Annotated in this window: 21 protein-coding genes; 7 read left to right on the forward strand and 14 right to left on the reverse strand. The window is 68.4% G+C overall.

The window, feature by feature from the left end; genetic code table 11:
- From ABZ953_RS05335 to ABZ953_RS05385, 11 genes are all read right to left on the reverse strand, one after another.
- Positions 1-1,110, reverse strand: a complete 1,110-nt coding sequence (locus ABZ953_RS05335; protein ID WP_361716943.1) for a hypothetical protein — start codon at positions 1,108-1,110, stop codon at positions 1-3.
- Between the two features lie 26 nt (positions 1,111-1,136).
- The gene (locus tag ABZ953_RS05340; RefSeq protein ID WP_361716946.1) at positions 1,137-1,781 is read right to left on the reverse strand and encodes a hypothetical protein; all 645 of its coding nucleotides are present in this window, start codon (positions 1,779-1,781) and stop codon (positions 1,137-1,139) included.
- A gap of 175 nt (positions 1,782-1,956) precedes the next feature.
- Positions 1,957-2,412 (reverse strand): pilus assembly protein TadG-related protein, encoded by a 456-nt coding sequence (locus ABZ953_RS05345; protein WP_361717106.1) that lies wholly within the window; start codon positions 2,410-2,412, stop codon positions 1,957-1,959.
- 92 nt (positions 2,413-2,504) lie between these two features.
- A complete protein-coding gene (locus tag ABZ953_RS05350; RefSeq protein WP_361716949.1) occupies positions 2,505-2,981 on the reverse strand; it encodes a TadE/TadG family type IV pilus assembly protein in 477 nt (158 codons plus the stop codon).
- Positions 2,981-3,358, reverse strand: coding sequence for a TadE family protein (locus ABZ953_RS05355; protein ID WP_361716951.1), 378 nt, complete (start codon positions 3,356-3,358; stop codon positions 2,981-2,983). The genes ABZ953_RS05350 and ABZ953_RS05355 overlap by 1 nt, the downstream gene beginning before the upstream one ends.
- A gap of 158 nt (positions 3,359-3,516) precedes the next feature.
- Positions 3,517-3,762, reverse strand: a complete 246-nt coding sequence (locus tag ABZ953_RS05360) for a hypothetical protein (protein WP_361716953.1) — start codon at positions 3,760-3,762, stop codon at positions 3,517-3,519.
- Between the two features lie 78 nt (positions 3,763-3,840).
- Positions 3,841-4,770: a type II secretion system F family protein gene (locus ABZ953_RS05365; RefSeq protein ID WP_361716956.1), complete on the reverse strand. Its 930-nt coding sequence runs from the start codon at positions 4,768-4,770 to the stop codon at positions 3,841-3,843.
- Positions 4,767-5,828, reverse strand: coding sequence for a type II secretion system F family protein (locus tag ABZ953_RS05370; protein WP_361716959.1), 1,062 nt, complete (start codon positions 5,826-5,828; stop codon positions 4,767-4,769). The genes ABZ953_RS05365 and ABZ953_RS05370 overlap by 4 nt, the downstream gene beginning before the upstream one ends.
- A gap of 178 nt (positions 5,829-6,006) precedes the next feature.
- Complete coding sequence (locus tag ABZ953_RS05375) at positions 6,007-7,317, reverse strand: ATPase, T2SS/T4P/T4SS family (protein ID WP_361716962.1); 1,311 nt, start codon at positions 7,315-7,317, stop codon at positions 6,007-6,009.
- Positions 7,314-8,150, reverse strand: a complete 837-nt coding sequence (locus tag ABZ953_RS05380) for a hypothetical protein (RefSeq protein WP_361716965.1) — start codon at positions 8,148-8,150, stop codon at positions 7,314-7,316. The genes ABZ953_RS05375 and ABZ953_RS05380 overlap by 4 nt, the downstream gene beginning before the upstream one ends.
- Before the next feature lie 17 nt (positions 8,151-8,167).
- Complete coding sequence (locus ABZ953_RS05385) at positions 8,168-8,911, reverse strand: hypothetical protein (RefSeq protein WP_361716968.1); 744 nt, start codon at positions 8,909-8,911, stop codon at positions 8,168-8,170.
- An 805-nt stretch (positions 8,912-9,716) separates the two neighbouring features.
- Here ABZ953_RS05385 and ABZ953_RS05390 point away from each other — a divergent pair.
- Positions 9,717-10,622: a serine protease gene (locus tag ABZ953_RS05390; protein ID WP_361716971.1), complete on the forward strand. Its 906-nt coding sequence runs from the start codon at positions 9,717-9,719 to the stop codon at positions 10,620-10,622.
- Positions 10,623-10,705: 83 nt separating this feature from the next.
- Here the strand turns inward: ABZ953_RS05390 and ABZ953_RS05395 are convergent, their stop codons facing one another.
- From ABZ953_RS05395 to ABZ953_RS05405, 3 genes are all read right to left on the reverse strand, one after another.
- Positions 10,706-11,428, reverse strand: a complete 723-nt coding sequence (locus tag ABZ953_RS05395) for a hypothetical protein (protein ID WP_361716974.1) — start codon at positions 11,426-11,428, stop codon at positions 10,706-10,708.
- On the reverse strand, positions 11,425-12,735 hold the full coding sequence (locus ABZ953_RS05400) for an SMI1/KNR4 family protein (RefSeq protein WP_361716976.1): 1,311 nt from the start codon (positions 12,733-12,735) through the stop codon (positions 11,425-11,427). The genes ABZ953_RS05395 and ABZ953_RS05400 overlap by 4 nt, the downstream gene beginning before the upstream one ends.
- 109 nt (positions 12,736-12,844) lie before the next feature.
- Positions 12,845-13,351 (reverse strand): DinB family protein, encoded by a 507-nt coding sequence (locus ABZ953_RS05405; RefSeq protein WP_361716979.1) that lies wholly within the window; start codon positions 13,349-13,351, stop codon positions 12,845-12,847.
- Positions 13,352-13,582: 231 nt separating this feature from the next.
- Between ABZ953_RS05405 and ABZ953_RS05410 the strand changes: the two genes are divergently transcribed.
- The 6 genes from ABZ953_RS05410 to ABZ953_RS05435 all read left to right on the forward strand — a co-directional run bounded on the left by ABZ953_RS05410 (position 13,583) and on the right by ABZ953_RS05435 (position 18,594).
- The gene (locus ABZ953_RS05410; RefSeq protein ID WP_361716982.1) at positions 13,583-14,335 is read left to right on the forward strand and encodes a hypothetical protein; all 753 of its coding nucleotides are present in this window, start codon (positions 13,583-13,585) and stop codon (positions 14,333-14,335) included.
- A 457-nt stretch (positions 14,336-14,792) separates the two neighbouring features.
- Positions 14,793-15,095, forward strand: coding sequence for a hypothetical protein (locus tag ABZ953_RS05415; protein WP_361716985.1), 303 nt, complete (start codon positions 14,793-14,795; stop codon positions 15,093-15,095).
- A 1-nt stretch (position 15,096) separates the two neighbouring features.
- Positions 15,097-16,350 (forward strand): enoyl-CoA hydratase/isomerase family protein, encoded by a 1,254-nt coding sequence (locus tag ABZ953_RS05420; RefSeq protein WP_361716988.1) that lies wholly within the window; start codon positions 15,097-15,099, stop codon positions 16,348-16,350.
- Positions 16,351-16,436: 86 nt separating this feature from the next.
- Positions 16,437-17,360, forward strand: a complete 924-nt coding sequence (locus tag ABZ953_RS05425; RefSeq protein ID WP_361716991.1) for a hypothetical protein — start codon at positions 16,437-16,439, stop codon at positions 17,358-17,360.
- 33 nt (positions 17,361-17,393) lie between these two features.
- On the forward strand, positions 17,394-18,137 hold the full coding sequence (locus ABZ953_RS05430; protein ID WP_361716994.1) for a hypothetical protein: 744 nt from the start codon (positions 17,394-17,396) through the stop codon (positions 18,135-18,137).
- A 31-nt stretch (positions 18,138-18,168) separates the two neighbouring features.
- The gene (locus ABZ953_RS05435; RefSeq protein ID WP_361716997.1) at positions 18,169-18,594 is read left to right on the forward strand and encodes a hypothetical protein; all 426 of its coding nucleotides are present in this window, start codon (positions 18,169-18,171) and stop codon (positions 18,592-18,594) included.
- Positions 18,595-18,725: the final 131 nt, after the last annotated feature.

Genomic DNA, 18,725 nt, shown 5'->3' on the forward strand with positions numbered 1-18,725 from the left:
TCACCGGTTGACGGACTGGATCTCCTGGACATTCATGTTCTGAGTGGTCTCGAAGGTGCCGTCCGGAAGGTCGCCTTTCGCCCCGCCTGTTCCTTCCCAGGAGATATCCCAGGTGATGGAGGCCCGCAGTCGGTAGGGGCTGCCGCTGGTCGCTCGGAGATATTCGATGCCGCAGGTCGGCTCCGTCTTGGCAGCCCCTTTGGTGTACGGAGTTCCGATACCGCCGCCTCCGCTGATCTCACAGTCACCGGAGGCGGGGTATACCTGCGCGTTCTCAGTACCGGGTTCGAGGTGGAGAGCCACTGGCTTGGCCGTGGTCACCGCGTACAGCCCGGTGCCCGGGAGATCGGCGCGGACCATGACGTCCCTGAACGTCCCTTTGTCCAGCCACATCCAGGTGGGCAGGTTCACCGTCGACCTGCCCTTGGGCTTCAACTCGATCTCGGTGTCCGGAACCCGGATCCTCTCGTACGCGAAGGCCGCGAGCGTTTCGGGGGTGGGAGCGTTCTCGTCCTTGGGAATCGAACCGGCGGGCTGCCAGAACATGATGCGGCCGCAACTCCACGCTTCGGCGTCCGCGTAGTGCCCCGGCCGGACCGTGCTGCGCCAGAAGCTCCCCTCCTTGCCCAGGTTGTATTTCTTGTATCCCCCGGAAGTTCGGCCGGAAGTTCGGCCAGAAGTTCGGCCAGAAGTTCGGCTACCGGATCCGGCGAGTGAAGAGTTTCTCTGCTGCTTGCCCTTTTCGTAGTGATCGACCCAAAGGCCGTTGCTCCACCAGATATGGGCGTTGACCAGGCCTCCCCTCCCGCTCGCAACTGCGGCTTTGAGCTGCTCCGGGGAGAAGACCGGCTCGTACCAACAGGCCGGTGGTCGCCAGTTCGGGTCGAGGGGCCGGAGCGCGCCGACAGACCCCTTTCCTGTCCGGCCACCCTGCTGGCTGACACGAATCCGGGAGTGGGCGACGGAGGCCATCAGGCTCTGGCTTTCCACCCCGCCCCGGGCCGAGGGAGAGGTGTGCGCCCCACCCGAAGTCGTCTCCTCTCCTCCCTCCCCCAGGGCGACCGCACAGGGTGCCGCCATGAGCGACATCATGGAGATCAGAGTTGCCACCGCGCCCGCACCCTTGCAGAGAACGGTCATGTGCGGCAGCCGCCCCGGTCCGTTTCCACCGATGTGGTCTTCCAGACGCCTTCAGCGTCCTTGTCCAGGCGCGTTCTGTACTGGACCTTCGGGTCTTGGCCCTCCGGGGTTCCTTCGACCTTCCGCGTCTTGCGGTTCTTGCTGAAGGCTCGGCTTTCGTCCACGCAGTAGAAGAGGACGGCGAATCCCTCATTGCTCACATGGACTTGGTTGTCGAATACCCGGACCGTGCCGATCAGCGTGAGCCCTTTGTACGTCTTCACCCACGCCGGAGCAGACTTCAATGCGGCGCCCGCGCTGTAGAACTCCAACGCCGCGTCCTCAGGATCGCCCTTCACGATCGCGGCGTACCCGGCGCGCAGGCGCTCTTTGCCGTCGTCGAGGATCGTCTGCAACTTCGGGTCGTTGTGGGACCAGCCCTCGAAGTCGGCCCGAAAAGCCTTCGGAAGAGTGACGGTCGGGCGGCCCGCGGCCTTGGGGGCCGGGGCGCCCGACGGGGAACGGCCCACGTCGCCCTGCCGCACGCCAGGAATCCTGGCCGAAGTGTCGGGGCCCGAGCCGCCGCACCCCGACATCATCATCAGCAGTGCCGCTCCGGCCACGGTGGCGCCGGTGAGGGAGGACATCGGTCTCGTGCGCATGGGCATATACCTCCGGCTTGGGCGAACAGCAGATAAACCGCCCAATGCGCGCGAAGGTCACCGCCGTATCCGAGCACGGCGGGGTGAAAGTCGGATGGCTCAAGCTTGACGTGCGGACTGACGTGAGGGGTCGTAGCGGTGGCGAGCGTGGCCTCAGCCAGTCACCCGCCCCGCCTCACCCCACCTCGTTCTCCGCCACCGCCCGCCCCCGAACCGTCACATCGCCCCCGTAGAACAACCCGGTGAACACCGGGCTGTACGTCATCTGCACCTCGACCTCGACCTGCTGCGGGTTCGCCGTCACGCAGCGCGTGTTGGCGATGTCGGTGCCCTTCAGGCCGGCCTCTTCGACGTAGGCCCGGACGCGGGCTCCGCAGTTCTCGAAGTTGATGGGTGCGCCCTTCACGCCCTCGTATATGTCCTCGAGTTCGAGGTCCTGTGCGGCGTAGCGCGCGGCCTGTTCCGCGATGTCCGCTGCGCGCTCCCGCTTGGAGATGGAGAGGCCGCCGTCGATGACGAACGCCGCGAGCGCGAGGAAGACGATCGCGAAGATGATGACCGCACCGGCGCCCGAGCCCCGGTCGTCGAGGCGCGCGCGGCGGGACGTAATCCAGGCGCGTACGACAGGTATGGCAGGTACGACGGGTGTGGCGGGTACGGCAGGTACGGCAGGTACGGCAGGTACGGCAGGTACGGCAGGTACGGCAGAGTGACGTTGATGCCTCACGTCGACCTCCGGTACGGGTCCAGCGGCGAGCTGAAGGAGGCCTCCAGCGTCGTCGGGATGTCGAGGCCCAGCATGGCGAGGCCCCTGACCTCGCAGCTGACCTCGACGGTGAAGAAGGGGTCGACCTTCTCGTTGAACCCGTCGCTCTTCTGGACGACGGAGACCGGGCCCGAGCAGACGTCGGCCAGGTCCGCCCGCGCAGCCTTGCGTGCCTCGGACATCGCCGTGCCGTGGTCCTTCTGGATCGACCCCGCGCGCGCGGCGTCACGCGCCGCCCCGTCGATGGCGCCTCGGCCGTCGACGAGCTGGCCGAAGGCGACCAGGACCAGGATGAACAGGATCATCACCGGGGCGAGGATCACCACTTCGACGGTCGAAAGGCCGCGGTCGTCACAGCACCGGGCAGCCACTCCCGCCGGGGGCCGGTCAATCGCCCTGCGGGACCCGGCCCCCGCGCCCCGTACGTTCCGCATCAGCCGTTGTCCTCCACGAACCGCTCCACCGGCCCCGACGACTGCGCGTGCACGGTCAGGTCGAGCCCCGGGAAGACCGTGGGGACCCGGGCCTCGATCTCCACGCCGACCGTGCCCTGCTCCGGCTGGATGGTCTTCACGTCCGGTCCGAGCACCAGCTTCGGGCCGAGTTGGCGGATGTACGCGTCGGCCACGTCACGGGCCTCGCCCCGCCAGCCGCCCGCGTTCTCGTCGGCGGTGGCGCGTGCCTTGCGCGCGCCCGCCTGCGCGGCGGCCTGCGCGACATGGTCCGCGAAGAAGTACAGCGCGAACTGAACCGTCGCGAAGATCATGAAGAACAGCACCGGCGTGAGCAGCACGAACTCGATCGCGGTCATGCCGGATTCGCCGCGGGTGGAGGCAGCCTCCACCCTGCGGCGTACGAATCCACGCGTTCCCCGCACCCGAACCCCGTCGCCTTTCACCGTCAGTCGTCAGTCGTCATTCGTCAGTCGTCAGTCGTCAGTCCCCAAGGAGGGCGGCCCTCCCTGGGAGGTCAGCAGGTGCTGCCCGCGTCCGCACCCTCGATGCAGTCGCTCACCTTGTCCGCGCCACCCTTCAGCGCGGCGTTGATGACGGCCGCCACCACTCCGACGATCGCCACGACGACCGCCGAGATGATGACCCATTCCACCGCCGACGCGCCGCGGTCCAGCTCGCCGGAGCGGGCACGCTGGACGCGGCCCTTCAGGAAGGTCACGAGGAAGTCCACAGCCGGGTGACTGAAGTTCCGTCCGTTCATGGTGAGTAGTCCTCTCAAATGTGGTGGGGGGAAGGGGAGCAGGGCGCCGGCCCCCGTTGTCGCCGACGCCATCTGGACCTAGACCTGGAACACGCGCATCGCCGCCGGGAAGATGAGGAAGACCAGGAAGCCCGCGCACAGCAGCAGCTGCGCGACCAGCATCGACTGGGATTTCTCGCCCGCACTGCCCTCGATCTCGGCCAGTTCGCGGTGTCGCATCGTCTCCGCGCGGGAGGCGAGGGACTCGCGCACCTTCGCGCCGTCGTCCGCCACGAGGGCCAGGGACGCCGACAGGTCCTTCAGCTCCTCCACACCCAGTTCCTCGCCGAGCGAGCCGAGGGCCTGCCACTGGCTGACGCCGGTGATGCGGGCGTCGGCCAGAGCACTTCGGATACGTTGTGTCGCCCATCCGTCGGAGACTTCCGCCGCCGCCATGAGCGCCTCGGGCAGACCGCGGCCGCCCGCGAGGCTCATCGACACCAGGTCCAGATAGGCGCCGATGACACGGCGCAGGTCGCGCCGCTTCTCCGCCGCGTCCCTGCGTACTTCCAGGTCGGGCAGGAAGAAGAAGAGCACGCCGAACATCAGCGCCAGCCACACCGGGATGATCGGGCTGCGGCCGACGCCGAGTGTGTAGATGATGGCGAAGAGGAACGGGCCGAAGAACACACCGGCCGCGGCAAGGAGCACCTTCGTCGCGAGGAACTTCTCCCAGCTGCGGTCGAGGACCGCCAGATCGGCCCGGAGCGAGCGCTGCTCCCAGCCCTGCTGGAGGTAGAAGTCGGCGACGCGCTGGCCCACGCGGGAGCGCATCGAGCCGAGCCGGCCGGAGCTCTCGGTGTCCGCGGTCGCCCGCTGCGACTCGTACGCCATGCCGCGCGCCCGCATCGCGTCGATGCGGGCGACCGTCGCGACGGCGCTGCGCTTCGACGGCATCAGGGCGCGTACGAGGGCGAAGACGCCGAGGCCGAGGATCGCGCCGATCAGTACCGGCATCGTCAGGCTCATCGCCGTACCCCCTCGGACGGGTTGGAGGGCGGGTTGGAGTGCGGGCTGGAGTGCTGGTTGGAGGGCGCGGGCGAGTAGCCCGGCAGGCCCTGCTGGGCCGAGCCCGGCCTGCCGAACTGCGGAGCCTGCTCGGGGCCGCCCGCCGCGGGCGCGCCGCCGGGACCCCTCGGACGTACGAACTGCACGCCCGGCTCGTCCTTGACCAGGAAGCGGTCCGGCGTCTCCACGGTCGACAGCTTCCGCAGCCACCAGAAGCCCAGCGCGAACAAGGCGCAGACCATGGCGAGCACGAGCTGGCCGACGGGCGTCCCGTACGGCTCGACGAACTCGCGGTTGAAGATGGAAAGGCCGAGCACGAAGGCGATGGAGACCGCGACCACGATCTGCACCGAGCGGCGGGTCGAGGCGCGCTGCGCCATGACGCGCTGGCGCATGTCGACCTCTTCGCGCGCCGACTTGGCGAGCGCGCCGAGGACCTGGCGCAGGCCGGGGCCGCGCAGCTTGGCGTTGAGGATGAGCGCGGCGACGATGATGTCCGCCGAGGCGTCGTCGATCTCGTCGGCCAGGACCTGGAGGGCCTCGGGGAGCGGCGTGCGCGCTCGGAGGCGGTCCACGAGGGCGTCGAGGTGCGGGCGGAGCACGGGCGCGGCGGCTCGCGCTGACGCGGGAATCGCCTGTTCCAGGCCGACCGCGCCCGCGATGGTGTCGCGCAGCGACTCCGTCCAGGCGGCGAGGGCTTCGACGCGCTTCATCTGGGCGCGCTCTTCGGCGGCACCGCCGAAGAGCTTGTCCCAGAAGAAGACGAGGATGCCGGAGGCGATGCCCGCCACCGCCCAGCGGGTGAGGAGCAGGACGACGAGGCCCACGCCGATCGCCGCCGAGCCGCGCCGCCCGACGAAGCGGATCAGTTCGCTCGCGCGCTCGCTCGCCTTGTGCTTCTCGTGCGCGGGCTTGGCCGGCAGGCCGCGGATCGCCACGGCGAGCAGCGCGAGGCCGCCGCCCGCGGCGACGCCGCAGCCGAGTGCGTACAGGACGGGCAGCGAGAAGACGCCGCCCATGGAGCCGAGGGAGTCGATGGAGCCCGCGGCGAGCGAGCCGGCGTCCAGAGCGCCGCCTGTACCGACACCAGTACCAGCGCCAGCGCCAGTACCAGGGCCAGCGCCAGCGCCAGCGCCAGCGCCAGTACCGATACCAGTACCGATGCCGGTTCCGGTAGCAAGTGTGTTCATGTCGTGCTCACCCCCATTGCCCGGCGGGGCGGTAGCCGAACGCGGCCAGGTCGTCCATGCAGGCGATCGGCGCGTGCGCGACGACGCGGCCGTCCGGCGCCTCCGCGAAGACCTCGCTGGACAGGACGCGGCCGTCGACGCCGTTGACCTCGCGGACCGAGGTCACCATGCGCTGGAGCTTGCCGCCGGACTGGTAGTTGTTGCGCCGCTGGATGAAGACGACGAAGTTGACCGCGCCCGCGACCAGCATCTGGCTCGCCTCGATGGGCAGGCGCTCGGAGGCCTGGAGCGCGTAGGTGGAAATACGGTTGAAGACCTCGCTGGAGCTGTTGGCGTGGATCGTGGAGAGCGAGCCGTCGTTGCCCTGCGACATCGCGTTCAGCATCGTCACGATCTCGTCGCCGAGGACCTCACCGACGATGACGCGGGAGGGGTTCATACGCAGGGATCGGCGCACCAGCTCCGCCATCGCGATCTCGCCCTGGCCCTCGGAGTTGGGCAGGCGCTCCTCGAAGGCCACCACGTTCGGGTGCAGGTCGGCGAACTGGTCGAGGCCGAGCTCCAGGGCACGCTCGACGGTCACCAGGCGCTCGTGCGGCGGGATCTCGTTGGCGAGGGCGCGCAGGAGCGTCGTCTTTCCCGCGTTGGTCGCGCCCGCGATCATGATGTTCTTGCGGGCCCGGACCGCGCAGGCCAGGAAGTGGCCGATCTCCGGCGTGATGGTGCCGTTGCCGACGAGGTCCGACATGAAGACCTTGCCCATGCGGGCCCGGCGGATGGAGAGCGCGGGGCGGCGCGTGACGTCCATGACGGCGGACAGTCGCGAGCCGTCGGGCAGCCGCAGGTCGAGCTGCGGGTTGGCGGAGTCGAAGGGCCGTGACGACAGGCCCGAGTACGCGCCGAGGACCTGGATGAGCTCGACGAGCTCCTCGTCGGTCTCGGCGACCGGGTCGGCCGTGGCCTCGCGGCCGTCCGCGTATCCGACGAAGACCTGGTCGCAGCCGTTGATGTCGATGTTCTCGACGTCGGGGTCGTCGAGCAGCGGCTGCAACCGTCCGACGCCGAAGAGCGCGGCGTGCACGGCCGCCGCGTACTGCTCCTCGGTCTCCGCGTCGAGAGGGGTGCGCCCGGCGTTGATCTCCGCGCGCGCGTACTCCTCCAGGATCTGCGCGATGACGGCGCGGGCGTAGTGCCGCTCGTCCTCGCCCGACATCGGGGTGACGCCGGAGACCTGGTCGAGACGGCGCTGCTCGGCGATGCGGTCACCGGCGTCCTGCCGGAACCGCTTGACGAGCTGGTGATCGACGGGTGTGCTCATCGGGCCTGCCCCGGCTGCTGCGCGACGGGGTTGGTCCAGGCGGCGCCGTACTGCTGGTACAGGTCGACGGTCACCTTGCGCGCGGAGCGGATGAGCAGCGACTTGTCGAGCCTGCCGCGTCGGCGGCCGGCCAACTGGTCGGCGCCCGCCGGGTCGTCGGCGAGGGTGCCCACGACGCGGGCGCCGGTCTGCGCGGCCATCAGCATGTCGTTGACCTGGTGGACGAGTTTCGCGGAGGTCGCCGGGTCGGCGATCAGGAGTACGCCGATGAGGGGCTGGGCCAGCGAGGCCGCGCCGCGCGAACCGCCGTGCAGCTTGGTCGCGAGCGCCGCGGCCCGGTCCCGGACGCGCGCGATGGCCTCGGGCTCGGTGCGCGAGACGAGCAGCACGAGGGCCGCGTGCGGGAAGAGTTCGACGGCCGGGGTGTCGCCGCTGATCCGCCCGCAGTCCGTTATGACGTCGGCGGGCGCGTGCGGCGAGTCGGCGAGCTGGGAGAACGCGCGGCCGAGGGTGGGCCAGAGCCCGGCGAGACCGGCGGCCTGCTCGGCGATGCCGAGCCCGACGAGCACTTCGAGACCGCCGCTCAACGGCTGCGTGTGGTCCCACAGCTGGTCGGGCACGAGGCCGCGCCGGGCGGTGGCGGCGATGCTCAGCATGCCGGTGTTGGGGTTGAGCGGGCCACCGTGCGCGGCGGCGCTGCGGTAGACCAGGTCGCCGCCTGCGGGGTCGGTCTCCGCGACGAGCACGCGGCGCGGCCAGACGGCGGCGAGCGCGACGGCGGCGGTGGTGACGCCGGGGGAACCCTTGTCCGCGGCGAGAGCGATGAGCGCCATGTCTCTTTTACTCGCCTTTAGTTGTTGTCGTCGGAGACGCGGGCGACAACGACCTTGCCCTCGGAAGCGGCGCTGGCCAGAGCGGCGACGTCCTCCTGCGGGACAAGGAGGGTGATGTTCTGGTTGCCGGTGCTGACGGTCGAGTCGCTCTTGTCCTTGATGGTGTGCACCTTGGCGTCGGTGACCAACGGATTGCCCGAGGAGCCCGAGGAGCCCGAGGAGGAGGAGCCGCTGCTGCCGGACGATCCCCTGCCGGTGGAGGTGCCGGAGGCGACCGGGAAGGCGGAGACGGTGTCACCGACCTTCAGGTCGGAGGGGTACTGGCCCTCCTTGAGGGAGAGACCCACGGAGGCCTTGCCGGCGGGCAGGCCGGTCTTCTTGGCGAACATCTCGCCGACGACGACGGCACCCGCGGGAATGGCGCTCTTGGCCTTCAGCTTCTCCAGGACGCCGCGCTGCTCCCACTTCACGTAGTTGATGCCGCTGTCGCCGGAGACCATCACGTGGTCGATGTTCTTGTCCTCGTCGGGCGCCTCGCCCGCCGCGATGGGCGCGGTCACCCGCACGACCTCGATACGGTCACCGGCGCGCAGCACGAGCACCGTGGCGCCGAGCGCGCCGACGAGGATGAGGAGCACGGCGAGTGCGGCAAGTGCCGGTTTGCGCTCGCGAGGCGGCGCGGGAAGGCGCTCACCGACCGCTGGCTGAGCCGGCGCGGCGGAACGGTTGTTGCCCGCCCCCGTACGCTCCTGGATCTTCACGCAACTGCTCCCCGCACACCCAAGAAGATTCGGTCAATTTCGATCATTTGCGACACCGGCGACTCTCTCGCCTACCCCAGGCGTGCTATTCAGCCTCGGACTCAGTGTCAAGTCATCGCACCGTATCAGCAGCACATAAGCCCCTCAAGGCGCGTTAAAGATCGCGAAGCTCACACCGCTCATCGTTATCCACACGCAATCCGCACCCCTCCGTTCTGATGCCGTTCCGATGTCGCGCCTGAGTCCCGGAGGATGAGAATCGTGTGCGTACGCGAATCGGGACACTTTGCACAACTGGCGTCGCCCGGTGGTGGAGCGGCCTGATTCGTCGACCTCCAGAGGGACGCCTGAGGGGGTTGGGGCGGTTCCCGCCGGGGCCGGGCTGCCGCACGGAGGGGTTCGGGCTGCCGCACCAACTCATACGGGACGCGCCCCACTCCTCCGCACAACCCACGCAACTCCGGCCGCGGGGGCCCCGTACGGCCCAGGGCGGGCGCGTGGCCCTGAGTTGCCCTCGCCCGGACGGAAAACGGAAACCGAACGCCCGCCGCAATGAACCCGCCCCGCGCCATTCACCTCCCCCCTTTAGGCGCGAGAGAGCCGTACAAGTTCGTTGAATTGCCGATCAAATGCCGTACGCGGCAGCCTTGTTGGGCGGCAATTTGGTCCGGACCTAGCGCGCACACAGCAGTTAGTGCTGCGCATGGCTGTGCAGTGCAGTGCAGTCCAGTGCTGTGCAGTGCAGTGCAGTGCAGTGCAGTTCAATTCCGCAATTCCTGTCGTACGAAAGAGAAGCAACCCCCCCATGAACGTCAAGAGAACCCCCACGCGCACCCCCACGCGCACCCTCACGCACACCCGCAAGGCCCCCGCGGCCGCCGCCCTCGCCGCGACAGCCGCCGCCCTCGCGATGGTCGCCACCTCCGCGCCCGCCGCGCACGCGATCATCGGCGGCACCGCGGTCCCGAACGACGCCTACCCCTTCATGACGGCGATCCTGTCGAAGGGTCCGGGCAGCGCGCTCGACCGGCAGTTCTGCGGCGCCAGCCTCGTCACCCCGGACACCGTCGTGACGGCGGCACACTGCCTGGTCGACGACGCGGGCAAGCCGGTCAAGCCCAAGTCCCTGCAGGTGGCCGTCGGCCGCACGGTCCTCTCTGCCAAGCAGGGCCAGATACGCAATATCGCCAAGGGTGGCGTGGTCGTGCACCCGCGCTACCTCAAGGGCAAGGAGGCGTACGACGTGGCCTTCCTCCAGCTGGCGAAGCCGGTCCGCGGCATCCCGGCGGTGGCACTGCCCACGCAGGGCACGGACGCGCTGATCCGTCCGGGCCAGAAGGCGACCGTCGCGGGCTGGGGCAACACGGACACGGAGATGACCCACACCCCGGACCGCCTCCGCGAGGTGAAGGTCCCGATCCTCTCCCACGCCGAGTGCGGGACGAGCTACAAGGAATACGACGCGAAGGTCAACTTCTGCGCAGGCGTGGAGACGAAGGACTCCTGCCAGGGCGACAGCGGCGGCCCCATCTTCCGCAAGGTCCCCGGCCGTGAGGCCCCGATCCTGATCGGCGTCGTCTCGTACGGCGAGGGCTGCGGCGGGCAGGGCGCACCCGGCGTCTACACGTCGCTGAGCTCGTCGAAGCTGTGGAAGACGCTGGACGAGTCGCCGTCGGGCAAGAAGATCAAGCGGGCGATGAACCGCCGCTGAGCGACGGGTATTTGCGGCCTCCCCGGCCCGGGGCGCGACGATGTGCTGGTGTCGCGCCCCGGGCCGCCGCCGTCGCAGCCGCTTCATGCCGGTGGTCCGACCCAGGGCTTCGTCGGCAGGAGGGGCAGCCTGCCCCGGTTCAGGGCGAAGCGGGGCAGGGAGACGTCGAAGGTCTCCGCTATCGCTGTGAGGGCGCGGGCGTCGTCCGAGCCGTCGAGGGCGGGGTCCGAGCCGTGGAGGGCGGGGTCCGCGTGGTCCGGGCCGTCGGCGGAGGGGCCCGCCTGGTCCGGGGACAGGGGCCGGTCCGGGGACAGGCGCCGGTCCGGGAACAGGCGCCGGTCCGGGAACAGGTGGTCGGGGCAGAGTCCGGAGGGCAACGTACCCGTCGTGCTCCGCAACGCACCCGTCCCGCTCCGCTCGGCCTCCCGCACCGTGAAGGCGCCCTGCTGCACCCCGCCTTCGGCGTAGGCGAAGTGGAAGAGGCCCTTCTGCCACCACACCGTGACGGTGCGCGTGCCGTGCGAGAGCTCGGTGCCGGGGTCGGCGGACCGGTCCGGGTCGAAGCGCGGCCGGACGGCGGACTCGAAGGCGAAGGCCCAGCCGTCACACGTACCGATGCGGGCCAGGGGGCTCCGGGCCCCTGGCCCGGCCCCCAGCGACCCCTGATTGCCCAGTTGCCCCTGATGCCCCTGATACCCCTGATGCCGCAGCGGCCCCTGGAAGCGGAAGTCCATGAGGTCGGCCTCGCCCGCCACGGGTTGGACAGGACCAGCGCCGAAACGCTCCGCCAGCTCCTCGGGAGTCACGCCCTCCACAAGGACGAACCGGAAGCCGCTTCGCCTTCGTTGAGCCCCTGCGTTGTCCTCGACCAGCCAGCGCAACCCGTCTCGCACGGCTTCGGGCGATGCCGTGGGCACCACGCCCCCGCTCCGGCTCGGGCCGTAGTCAGCAGCTGCCGCGCCCTCTCGGGGGTGATGACCGGACCGAGCAGCGGATCTCCCAGCAGCCCGAAGGGAGCCACGTGATCATCTCGGTACGGCTCCCACTGCGGGACTCCCGCCAGAAGCACCCGCCACGCACCGTCCGTGTCCCCCAGTCGCGCCAACTCCCGGGCCTCGACCACCCGCTGCCCGAAGAGACCCGGTGAGGTGTACTCGTAGACCCGCTCCCTGATCCGGCTCAGGACGGCGGCGGCTCGCTCCCTATCGCTCGCGTAGTCATCGTTGTCCGGACCGAGTACGAAGGAGTCGTCGTGCCGGTGCTGACCCAGATGGCCATGCACCTTCAGGGGCAGCACCTCGTGCGCGTACAGCTCGTCGTCCATCCGCGGATCCACGGGCACCCAGCTGCGACCGCCGTCGAGGAGCGCTCGGAGCTGCGCCGTCAGCAGCCCCGCACGCGGTCTGCCGAACTCGACGGCGTGGTCGAAGACGGCCAGCGCTTCGTCCAACTCTCCGCGAAGGCAGGCCAACCGAGCGTCCTCGACCTTGGCGTCGAGTTCACGGGTCACCGAGTTCTCGAAGCCGTCGTGGGCGCCGCCCAGGCTGTAGATCTCCTTGTACATGTCCTCCATGAAGGCGCGGAAGGAGTCGTACCGCCCCGGCGGCTCGCCGGCCCACCCGTGGTAGACGTACACCGCCCACTCCCCGTCGGCGCCCACGTCACCGGGATCGAGCAGGACGTCCGTCATGTCCGAGTCGAGCGACAACTGGAGCGCACGGCCCCACATACCGGCCTGCAGCACCTCGCTCTCGGCCGAGTCGTCGCCCAGGTTCTGCTCGTACAGCCTCCGCAGGCCGTACGGATCCCCGTACGGCGCGATGGTCTCCGTCCCGGCCAGCAGATAGACGAAGCCGCCCGCGTGCCGCCAGCCGTCCGAGGTCTCCAGGAAGGAGCGCAGGGACGGCGGCAGCGGTATCTCGATGCCGAGCCCTTGGATCCGCTCCTCCAGAGCGCCGATCTGTGCCGGGGTGGCCGGCGCGAACCCCAGCCACCGGTCCCGCACCATGTCCTGATCGAGCTCCTCGAACTCCTCCGGATCCTCCGCGGCCTGCCCGTCCAGCCACTCTTCGCTCCACCGCCTGAGCAGCGGCCCCCACTCGAAGATCTCCATACGGACCATCGTGGCACCCGCCACTGACAACGCAGTTCCGCGTGCTCCTGCTCTCCTGTTCTCCTGTTCTCCTGTTCTCCAGCTCTCCTGCTCTCCGATTACTCCCCGACTACTCTCCGACGGCTCCGTCGATCCGCTCCCTGAGCAGGTCGGCGTGGCCGTTGTGGCGGGCGTACTCCTCGATCATGTGCGTGAGGACGTAGCGCAGCGAGTACGTGTCGCCGCGGAAGTCGACCGTGGCGTCGAGGGAGTCCAGGGCGTCCACGATGGCGCGGGAGCGGGCACATTCCGCGTGCCAGATCTCGAACGCCTCGTCCGGGTCGGCGTCCGCCACATCGAAGTCGGCGTGCTCACCCGGGATCCGGCCCCGCCAGTTGGCCCTGGCCGCCTCGCGGTTGAGGACATTGCGGAACCAGCTCCGCTCGACCTCGGCCAGGTGCCGGACCAGCCCGAGCAGCGACATTCCCGAGGGCGGCACGGCCCGCTCCCTGAGCTGCTCGGCGGTCAGCCCGGCGCACTTCATGGCGAGGGTCTCGCGCTGGTACTGGAGGAAGGCGGTGAGGGAGACGCGTTCACCGGCGGCGGCGTGTGGGGGTTCGGTCCTGTGAGCGGGCATCGGGCCATCATGACCACATCAGGCCGATTCCGCTCGTCATTACGTACGCGGTTACGTACGCGGTTACGTACGCGGTTACGTACGCGGTTACGTACGCGGTTACGTACGCCGTTACGTACGCCGTTACGTGTGTGGGGTGGGAGCGGATACGTGCGTGGCGCCCCCGATATGGTGCGCCCGCCTCGCCCCACTAGCCTCACCCAACTACCGTCGCCCCACCGGGAGCCACACGTGAACCGCTGCCGCACCTTGCCCGTCGCCGCCGTTTCGACGGCGGTGGCCGTTGCCCTGTTGCTGAGCGGATGCGGGGCCGACGGCGACAGCGCTAACCCCCGAACCTCCGGCTCCGGCTCCGGCTCCGGCTCCGGCTCCGGCTCCGGCTCCGGCTCCGGCTCCGGCTCCGGAAAGGCCGTGCCCCCGAGCACCGACTCGCAGAAGAGGGAAACTCCGAAGGCGAAGGCCGACTACCGACCGAGGATGCCGCTTCCCTCGGATGTCCGCCTCGTCTTCGACCGACCCAACGGCACCGGCCCCTCCTCCGTCTCCGCTGCCGCCACGGACGACGCGCGGAATTTCGTGCGGGCCATCAGGTACGGAATCGTCAAGCAGGACGTGAACGACGCCGCGTACAAGTTCTTCTCGGAGCCACAGAGCCCAGCGCGCGCGTACGGCAAGGACCAGATCGGGCAGCGAGTCGCCAGGTCGCTCAGCATCAGCGGCGAGATGCGCTTCACCCGCACGAAGGCTTCTCCGTCCAGCGACAGCAGCGGCACGGTCGTCGTCTCTTTCTGCAGCGACAGCACCAAGCTCTTCAGCAAGGAAGTAGAGACGGGAAAGGTCCGCCACACGGAACCGAGCATCAACGACTTCTCCTCCTGGCAGATCGCCATGACACCGGCCGGATCCACCGACAACCCCAACACCAAGGGCGTCTGGCGGGCGCGGACGATTCAGGTCGAGGACAGGGCCGGGGAGTGCAGGTGAGGGTTGAGGGGGCAGGGTCGGCGACCGCAGCGGTGTGGGCGGCCCCAGCCCGACAGGGGTGAGTTCAAGCCCGTGTCCGCGACGGCCCCGTTCGACACGCCGCGGATGCGACATCGAGGCGCCCCGCACCGCGAGTAGGACGATGACCAGGCATTCACGGTCGAGGGGTAACAGCCCTGTCATCCGGTGAGGCGCTTCGAAGGCGGGCCAGGCCCCGGTCGACGGAATCCGGGGCGGGCGACGCGGCCAAGGTACGTGGCCGGAACTGGCCACCTCCCCAGCGCTGCTCAAGCCCCATGAATATCGTGAACACCGTTGGCCCCACCAAGCATTGTTCGAGCACGGCGGGCGGAGTCGGAGGCCGAGGCGGGGCCACCGGAACACCGCATGCGGGACCGCGACCGTCCGGGCGGAGTACCGGCCCATCGCCCTCCCCCATGAGGAACGGGAGCACGACATGAGCGACCTTCGTCTCGACGGAACGATCTTCGAGGACCTCAAGAGAACGTTCTCCGGCGTCAGTGACCGCATGGACGCCGCGCGCCGAACGCTGAAGAGCACCGACGGGTCGGTCGTCGGCGCCGAGAAACTCATCGAGGACGTCCACGAGTTCGCCGATGAGTGGAGCTACGGCGTCAAGCAGCTCGGTAAGCACACGCAGGGCGCCGTCAAGATGATCAACAAGATCGACGAAGAGTTCAGCAAACTGGACCAAGCGCTTGCCGAGTCGCTCAAGTCGGCTCGTAAGAAGGGGAAATAGCGTGGGGTCGGGGCGTCCCGCGTTTCCGCACATAGGCTGGGACCCCACGCCGGGCGATGTCGAGGACACCCGGGACCTGGCCAAGAAATTGGGCGGTCTTGCGGGTGAGCTCGGGGCAGCGGTACGGGACCTGGAGCGAATCGAGTGCGGCGCCTGGAAGGGCAAGGCCGCGCTCGCCTTCACCGAGTACATCGGCGAGGACGTCACCCCGCTCATCCGCAAGAGCCACGAGTCCTTCAACAAGGCTTCGCGCGCGCTGTACCGGTGGGCCCGGGAGCTGCAGGAATTCCAGGAGGAGGCGAACCGGCTCGAAAAGAGGGCCGGTGAAAAACTGGATGCCCGGTCGGAGGCCAAGCCGGACAGCAAGGAAATGGCCAAGGCGTCGGGGGGTGTCACCACCGTCACCGCCGACGTCCACGACCTGGAGGACCGCTACGGCAAGGCGGCCGGAGCGATCAGCAAGGAGCTCGACAAGGCGGGCGACATCGCGCCGGACGAGCCAGGGTTCTGGGACAAGCTCACCAAGGGTGTGGCCGAGGCCTGGGATGCGGCCGGAAAGTGGCTGAAAGATCACGCAGACTTGATCAAGCTGATCGGTGATCTGTTGGGCGACCTCACAGCCGTCCTCGGCCTGCTGGCCATTGTCACGCTCCCCTTCCCGCCTCTCGCCGCTGTTTTCGGCACGGCTGCACTCATCACCAGCGGACTCGCGCTGGGCGCGCACGGTCTCGCGAAACTGGGTGGTGCGGACGTGAGTTGGGCCACGCTCGGACTCGACGCGGTGGGGCTCATGCCGGGTATCGGGATGTTCAGCAAGGGCATCAAGGTGGTCGGCGCGACCAAGGCCACGACTGCGGTCAGCAACCTGGGCAAGGGCTTCCAATCGACCAAGATCGGCAGCTCACGCATCCTGATGGCCTTCGGAAAAAGCTCCAAGGGGCTCGACGGAGGTATCGGTATGGGCGGTCTCGTGAAAATCGGCGGGAAATCCGGCGACGTCTACGAGGTCGCACATGCGACCAGCGGTCTGAAGTCACGTATGGGAGGCCTTGCCGCTGCGGGCTACCACGAAGGTCAATGGCTCGGCACGAAGGGACTCAACATGATCCCCAAGGTGAACATCAATCCCGTAGGCGCCGGCATCGCGATTGACGCGGGAGCGAAAATCCTACCCAAGGTCACCAGTATTCATCAGCATGTCGGCGATGCCCTCTTTCCCGGCGACCAGTTCGCAAGTTCGGCTTCATCCCGGTGAACACGCGCGTTCGGAGTGGCAAGGTGGGCAAGAGAGACGACACATCCAACCGTTCGTAGCCACCACGCAGAAGGACGCTTACGGATATGGATATCTGGCTGCCCGAACCGGGTGAGACGCTCCTCGCCCGCACCTCGGTCATCTTCGCCACGGGCGAGGCGACTCGGGTCAGAGGCATGCGCTGGTTCCGCGACACTCATCGCAACGACATCCAGAACGAACTGCCCGGCTGGCCGGAGGGGCCCCGGTACGAGGCTCGCTCGTCCGGTGGCTCCGTCGCCCGGAACGTCGGCAGGGGTGGAGTCATGGCCTTGGGCGGCATCATCATGGCCGCACTCAGTTCCGCAGGGGGCAACGTCAGCGGCAGTTCGGGCCCGGATGACGGATCGGACACGTCGCACGATCCCGCCGACGAGATCGAGGACTTTCCCGTCCTGTGGGCGGCGCCGGACACCATGGCCCGCACCTTGCCCTGGCAGCTCGACCCGGGACGCTCCGACGAGAAGCACTACCGGACACACATGATCGTCACCGATCGCCGACTGGTCATCGTGGGGTTCCCCTACGCGAAGAAGAACAGCAAGCTCATCGAGGATGAAGTGCTCTGGGAGATCCGACGCTCCTCGGTGAGTCAAGTGGAGCCACGAGATTTCAAGGACGGGACAGACGTCAAGCTCGTCTTTGTGGACGGCTCGTGGTGCAGGCTGCACACAAACATCCGCAAGAAGCTCACCCGCCACCTGGTCCACCCTCTCGACCTGGTCCCTCTGGATTCACTCACACGGGCACAACAGGACACCGTGGCAGCCTTCCTGGCCAAGATTCCTGCTGGGCCAGGAAAGGTCGTCGAGGCTCCCGTCATCACCCGCCGGCCGGGCGGTCACTTCCGGGTTGAGGTTCTGCCGCTGGACGAGACTGATGCCTTCTTCGGCATCACGGATCGAGAAATGGTCATGGACTCTGACGGTATGGAGCTACAGATCACTCAATACCACCCCGATGACTTCTGAACCTTCGAAACTCTCCAGGATGACGCTGCTGCCATGACCTCCCACACAGACAGCACGAACGCCCTGCTGCCGGCTCCGGCCGACCAGCTCGACCCGCCCCCCATCTGGTTCAACGTCCCGGACGGCTTCTTCGCCCTCCCTCTTGCCGAGACCTCCGAGGAACGTGCCGAACGGGCTCAAGGATTCGTGCGCGACCTCTACTCCCGTGGCAATGAGGGCATATGGGAGCCAGCCGCACCGTACTACGCCGGTATTGCCGGACTGATGGCGGACACAGGAATCTCGTACTCGGCAATAGGGCTCTTCTCGACGGCTGAGCAAGCCGCGAGTGACGACGCCACCGACCTTGGCGGGGCCGAAGCCTGGCACGAAGCCGCTGACGGTGTGGCCCAATGTGCCTTCACCGTGGCAGCCGTTCCCACGGACCAGGGCCGCGAGGGCACCGAGACCGTCGCTCAAGGAATTCTGGCCGTCCTCTCCAGCGACTCGCACAACGACGCCCGATGGCTCGACCTGCCGTGTGGGCCCGCCGTCTCATGCGTCACGCTGACCGAGTACAAGCTCAATCCTGAGGTGACCAGTACCGGCGAGGCCGTAGAACTCCTCACCGGGCAGATCCAGGTTCACATTCCGTTCCCCACGGGGCCGTTCACCGCCGTCTTCACCCTTTACACGGCGTCCACGGACTACTGGAAAGAGTTCTGCGACATCATGGCTGCCATCCTTCAGACGGTCTCTTTCGCCGATGATTCCAATACTGAGCAGGTCCCCCGATGAGACGTATCCGGGGGTCGCCGGTTGATACGCGATGCCCGATCCGTACCTTCCAGGACCGGACGAGGACCGGACGAGGACTGGACGAGGACTGGACGAGGACCAGACGGGCCCGGAGTTCGAGGCGAAGATCTGCTTCGGCGAGGGCTCGTGGTGCAGGCTCGCGCCTCCGACAGAGCGGATCCACTGCACGGTGCTGCGTCACCTAGCCCACCCGACCGTGCTGCTTCCCGTCTCCGAGATGTCGCCGCGCCAACGCAAGCACGTCGAGTCGTACTCCGCCTCCCTCTCCGAACGCGCCCCCTCCGCCGCGCCGGTGGTCACCCAACGCCCCAGTGGCAGGTTCCTGATCGAGGTCCGCACGAAGGAACCGGTCAGCGCGAATCGCGGGATCGCCACGGACTACTGGTTCATGAGCAGACGCGGCGGCCGCGGTGCGACCAGGCCGAACGACCTCTGAGGCCGTCCCGGATCCGTACGGACACAGCCCCACGACACCTAATGGGCAGTGAAGGGACGGCACGAATCAAGCCCTAATGGGCAGTGAAGGGACGGCACGAATCAAGCCCTACACAGAACCAGCGGCTCTGA

This window comes from Streptomyces sp. NPDC046465 (assembly GCF_040646035.1).
Taxonomy (GTDB): Bacteria; Actinomycetota; Actinomycetes; order Streptomycetales; family Streptomycetaceae; genus Streptomyces.

Bases quoted from the DNA above. Each gene is read 5' to 3' on its own strand.
- ABZ953_RS05340 (WP_361716946.1), bottom strand. From the start codon at position 1,781: ATGCGCACGAGACCGATGTCCTCCCTCACCGGCGCCACCGTGGCCGGA.
- ABZ953_RS05350 (WP_361716949.1), bottom strand. From the start codon at position 2,981: ATGCGGAACGTACGGGGCGCGGGGGCCGGGTCCCGCAGGGCGATTGAC.
- ABZ953_RS05355 (WP_361716951.1), bottom strand. From the start codon at position 3,358: ATGACCGCGATCGAGTTCGTGCTGCTCACGCCGGTGCTGTTCTTCATG.
- ABZ953_RS05360 (WP_361716953.1), bottom strand. From the start codon at position 3,762: ATGAACGGACGGAACTTCAGTCACCCGGCTGTGGACTTCCTCGTGACC.
- ABZ953_RS05365 (WP_361716956.1), bottom strand. From the start codon at position 4,770: ATGAGCCTGACGATGCCGGTACTGATCGGCGCGATCCTCGGCCTCGGC.
- ABZ953_RS05370 (WP_361716959.1), bottom strand. From the start codon at position 5,828: ATGGGCGGCGTCTTCTCGCTGCCCGTCCTGTACGCACTCGGCTGCGGC.
- ABZ953_RS05375 (WP_361716962.1), bottom strand. From the start codon at position 7,317: ATGAGCACACCCGTCGATCACCAGCTCGTCAAGCGGTTCCGGCAGGAC.
- ABZ953_RS05380 (WP_361716965.1), bottom strand. From the start codon at position 8,150: ATGGCGCTCATCGCTCTCGCCGCGGACAAGGGTTCCCCCGGCGTCACC.
- ABZ953_RS05390 (WP_361716971.1), top strand. From the start codon at position 9,717: ATGAACGTCAAGAGAACCCCCACGCGCACCCCCACGCGCACCCTCACG.
- ABZ953_RS05400 (WP_361716976.1), bottom strand. From the start codon at position 12,735: ATGGAGATCTTCGAGTGGGGGCCGCTGCTCAGGCGGTGGAGCGAAGAG.
- ABZ953_RS05405 (WP_361716979.1), bottom strand. From the start codon at position 13,351: ATGCCCGCTCACAGGACCGAACCCCCACACGCCGCCGCCGGTGAACGC.
- ABZ953_RS05415 (WP_361716985.1), top strand. From the start codon at position 14,793: ATGAGCGACCTTCGTCTCGACGGAACGATCTTCGAGGACCTCAAGAGA.
- ABZ953_RS05425 (WP_361716991.1), top strand. From the start codon at position 16,437: ATGGATATCTGGCTGCCCGAACCGGGTGAGACGCTCCTCGCCCGCACC.
- ABZ953_RS05430 (WP_361716994.1), top strand. From the start codon at position 17,394: ATGACCTCCCACACAGACAGCACGAACGCCCTGCTGCCGGCTCCGGCC.
- ABZ953_RS05435 (WP_361716997.1), top strand. From the start codon at position 18,169: ATGCCCGATCCGTACCTTCCAGGACCGGACGAGGACCGGACGAGGACT.